This window comes from Mycobacterium sp. E3298 (assembly GCF_001666895.1).
Taxonomy (GTDB): domain Bacteria; phylum Actinomycetota; class Actinomycetes; order Mycobacteriales; family Mycobacteriaceae; genus Mycobacterium.
Window position 1 is genome coordinate 1 of sequence record NZ_LZJB01000228.1, and the last position, 4,342, is coordinate 4,342.

The 4,342-nt window shown below is 69.0% G+C and carries 4 protein-coding genes; 1 reads left to right on the forward strand and 3 read right to left on the reverse strand.

Features of this window, described 5'->3' with window-relative positions; genetic code table 11:
• The 3 genes from A9X05_RS10600 to A9X05_RS10610 all read right to left on the reverse strand — a co-directional run.
• A partial coding sequence (locus A9X05_RS10600; RefSeq protein WP_067781131.1) for a GGDEF domain-containing protein occupies positions 1-2,629 on the reverse strand: 2,629 nt, incomplete at its 3' end.
• 90 nt (positions 2,630-2,719) lie between these two features.
• Positions 2,720-3,166: a nitroreductase family deazaflavin-dependent oxidoreductase gene (locus A9X05_RS10605; RefSeq protein WP_067757193.1), complete on the reverse strand. Its 447-nt coding sequence runs from the start codon at positions 3,164-3,166 to the stop codon at positions 2,720-2,722.
• Between the two features lie 10 nt (positions 3,167-3,176).
• The gene (locus A9X05_RS10610; protein WP_067781134.1) at positions 3,177-3,605 is read right to left on the reverse strand and encodes an HIT family protein; all 429 of its coding nucleotides are present in this window, start codon (positions 3,603-3,605) and stop codon (positions 3,177-3,179) included.
• A gap of 47 nt (positions 3,606-3,652) precedes the next feature.
• Here A9X05_RS10610 and A9X05_RS10615 point away from each other — a divergent pair.
• Positions 3,653-4,342: amidase family protein (locus tag A9X05_RS10615; protein ID WP_255369125.1), on the forward strand; the 690-nt coding region annotated here is incomplete at its 3' end.

Below are 4,342 nucleotides of genomic sequence, written 5' to 3' on the forward strand. Positions count from 1 at the left end.
GATTGGGCAGCGTGGTCAATTCGTCGGTCATGGCTTGCTTGTGGCTCTCGGCCAGCATGCTGACGTCCCGGAAGCTCACCGAGAACCGCGCGGCGACCGCGACGAGGCTCAGCGCCGCGAGCGTCGAAGCGAGCCGTGAGTTGTGCCCCAGGATGGCGACGCCGAGCGCCACGACCGTGCACGTCACCGGCACCGCGTAGGAGCCGAGTCCGCGCCGCGCGGCCGGTATCGCCGACGACGACCGGGCCCAACTGGCCATCGCCACCAGCAGCGACGACGCCGGCCAGAGTGCGTCCAGCGTGGTGCCCACCCGGTACGAACCCGCGGAGGTCTCGAATAGGTACGCGGTGTCGGCGACCGCAAAGCCCACCAGCCCGGCGACAAGCAATCCCCAGCGAAACTCGCTGCGCCAGCCCAGGACTGGCAGCATCCCAACGGCCAGAGCCAGCAGCACCAGATCGCCCCACGGGTAGACGAGACCCACCAGCACGGTGGCCGGCGTCTTGGCCGCGGCGGCGTGCATGGGTCCGGCCCGCAGCGCGGCGGCCAGCGCGGCGATGGCCAGCGCGCACACCAAAGAATCGAGGCGGATCGGCATCGGCACCCGCTTCAGGTGCGACCGCATCAGCAGCAGAATCCCGGCGAAGACGAACGGATAGAACGCCAGGTATTCGGGATCGGCGACCGACGGCGAATGGGCGTTGGGTACCCACAACGCATAGACGACGTCACCGAGCGCCGAGAGCGCCATCCCGGTTGCGATCATCGACCACGCGACCCGGTCGGCCCTGAGGCGGTATGCGCGAAGGGCGATCAAGCCGGCCGCCACCAGGTTCAACGCCGAATACAGGGATTTGGCGAAGAAGACGCTGTGGCTGGCATCCGGGAAGAGGGCGCTGGCCGCGGTGAAGGCGAGCACGCCAATCGCCAAGGCGGCCAGCGCGATCCGGATCGCCGTCGGTGGCCATCGAACGCCGTCGCGGCCATCCTGTGGCTGCGCCGGTTTTGGCGCCGTCAGGTCGGCGGCTCGTCTGAGCTTCGGGGCGGTGCTCGCCTCCACCACGGCGTCCACCACCGGGGACGACGCGGTCAGCTGGTCGACCGAAAACGAGTACGCGAGCGGCAAATCGGGCACAAAGCTGCGAACGCATTGGCCGCCTTCGCGTTTGGCCGTATACATGGCCAGGTCGGCGTGGCGGAGGAGCTGCTCGACGCTGCACTCCGAATCGGACGTGGCCACCGTGAAGCCGACGCTCGGCCGGACCGGGATGGGAATGCCGTCCACCAGGATCGGGGTGTGGAACGCCTCGAGAACCCGATGCGCCGCCTCGCGCAAGTCCTCGACGGAACCCTCGAGCAGCACGGCGAATTCGTCACCACCGAGGCGAGCGGTGACGCAGTTGTCGCCCAAGGTGGCGGTGAGCCGCGCGGCCACCTGGACCAGCAGTTCGTCGCCGGCGGGATGACCGAGGGCGTCGTTGACGGATTTGAAATTGTCGAGGTCTAAGAACAGCATCCCGATGGGTAGGGCGTCGAGTTGTCGACGGGCGACGGCCTCCTCCAGCCGCTGCAGGAAGTAGGCCCGATTGGCCAGTCCGGTCAGGCTGTCGCGGAAAGCTTCCCGCGCGACCTCCGACAACAGGCTCTGGTTCTCCATCAGGACCACGAACTGCCGCGCGAGCACCGCGGCCACCAGGATTCCCAGCGCGAACAGCAGCGGCCCATGCGCCATCAGCCCCACCGCGTGGGCGAGTCCGACCGCGGAGGCAATCACGAGTGGGAGATAGGGCAACCACAGGCGGGTGCGCGAGCGGATCTGCTCGCCGCGTGACGCCGGCAGCGGCGACTCGTTGAGGCTGGCGAGCGCGGCCAGCGCGATCATTGCCAAACCGGCCACCCTGCCCAGGTCCGCCACGGCGCTGACCTGGTAGGTGCCGACCCCGCTCCTGAACACCGTCGCGATGTCGGCAACGCTGATCGTTGCCACTCCGCCCGCCAGCAGATTGCGACTGGGAATGTCTCCGGTCACGCCGCGTGCCAGCAGCAGGATGGCGATGGTCAGCAGGACGACGTCGTTGAACACCTCGGCGACCGTTGCCAGCCTCGGGCCGCTTTCCACCCGCAGCTCCTTGTCGAGCACCAAGGCCCACGACACGACGAACAGGGAGGTCGCCACGATCAGCCCGTCGAGCAGCAGTCGCCGCGGGCTGTGGCGGGACACGCGCGACAAGAGCGCGAGCGAGGCCATGGCGCCGAACGGCCAGAGCAGCAGCACGATCTCGGCCTTGGCCGGGTGTGTGACGTGGGCGAGTACCGGACGCGCCTCGTAGACGGCCCAGATCACCTCGCCGACCGCCCAGCCCACCAGGGCAATCAGCATCGCCAGCCAGCCGAACCTGTGCCGTCCGGTCGCGGAGCAGGCCGCGCGGCCCGCGCATGCCGCCCCGAACAGCAGACACAGCGCGAGCACGATCTCGTCCACCGGCCGGGTCGCGTAGGCGCCCTCCCAGCCGGCGAGCGACGACGTGACCACCAGCGCGGCCGCCAGAGCGTAGCTGCCGAGCACGGCCCAACCCAGACGCGCGGGCAGCCCTAACCGCCGCCACGGATTTCCCGCCCAGGGTTTCATGCCCGCTCCAGCCGATCGGCGCCGTGTGGTGAGCAACCGAGGAGTTCACCGCGCGTTACAGGAGAATAAACCTCCACGCGGCGTTCGGGGTCAACGCCGCGTGAGTACCACAACCGGGATCGGCCGCGACGTTTTCTTCTGGTAGGCCGTGTATCGGTCGCCATTGTTCTTGTTGACGATCTGCCATAGCCGCGGGTAGTCGGGATCGTCGGGCAGCACGGCGCGGGCGGTTACCGCCAAACGCTTTGGCCCCACGTTGATTTCCACATCCGGATGCTTGCGCAGGTTGTGATACCAGCCGGGTGCCCGGGGGTCGCCGCCCTTGGAGGCGACGATGAGGTAGTCGTCTCCGTCGCGCGCGTAGGTGAGCGCCGCGGTTCGGCGCTGTCCCGTCTTGGCGCCCACGGTATGCAACAGCAGGCTCGGTATCAGCAGCATGCGGTGGCCGATCCAGCCGTTCGACTTTCGATAGACGGCGTCGTGTACGCGCAGGATCTGGGGCAGTAAACCCTGCTCAACCCAGGACGGAAATGCCATTCGCCCAGTATTACTGGCTGGCGTCGATGCGGGCCAGGGCCGATCGCAGGATGTGCGCGGTGGCGTCCCGGTCGGGGTCGCGGCGCAGGAGCATGCCCTTGGCGACCGACAGCTTGTCGCCGTTGCGCCGGGGCAGCACGTGCAGGTGGACGTGGAACACCGTCTGGAAGGCGGCGCTGCCGTCGTTGATGGCGATGTTGGTCGCGTCGGCCAACTCCGTCGCGCGGGCGGCGCGGGCGATCCGCTGACCCATGGTGACCATGCCCGCCAGTGTTTCCGGGGGTGTATCGGTGAGGTCGACGGTGTGCCGCTTGGGAATCACCAGGGTGTGGCCGCGGGTGAACGGCCGGATGTCGAGGATGGCCAGGTAGTCGTCGTCTTCACCGATCCGGATGGCCGGGGCCTCCCCGGCGACGATCGCACAGAACACGCAGGACATGTCGCCCACGGTACTGGCCGGTGCGATGCGGGGGATACGCTGCCGCAGTGGACGCTCGCGACGTGGCTTTTGCCGGCGCCGCCGCTCAGGTCAGGATGCTGGCCGACGGTGAACTGACGGCGCCCGAGCTGCTCGAGATCTACTTGGACCGGATCGCGCGGATCGACAGCCAGCTGCGCTGCTACCGCGTGGTGCTCGCCGACAGCGCGCGCTACGAGGCCGCCGTCGCGCAGGACCGCCTCGACGCCGGCGAGCGGCTTCCCCTGCTCGGCGTGCCGATCGCGATCAAGGACGACGTCGACGTCGCCGGCGAGGTGACGACGTACGGCAGCGGCGGACACCGGCCCGCCGCGAACTCCGACGCGGAGGTGGTGCACCGGCTGCGCGCCGCGGGCGCGGTCATCATCGGCAAGACCAACGTGCCCGAGCTGATGATGTTCCCCTACACCGAATCGCTGACCTTCGGCGCGACCCGCAATCCCTGGAACCCCAGGCGCACCCCGGGCGGCAGCAGTGGCGGCAGCGCCGCGGCGGTGGCCGCGGGCCTCGCTCCGCTGGCGCTGGGATCCGACGGTGGCGGCTCGATACGCATTCCGGCGATCTGGTGCGGCCTGTTCGGCGTCAAACCGCAACGGGACCGGGTGTCGCTGGAGCCCCACGACGATGCCTGGCACGGGCTGAGTGTCAACGGTCCGCTGGCGCGCTCGGTGCTCGATGCCGCGATGTTTCTCGATGCG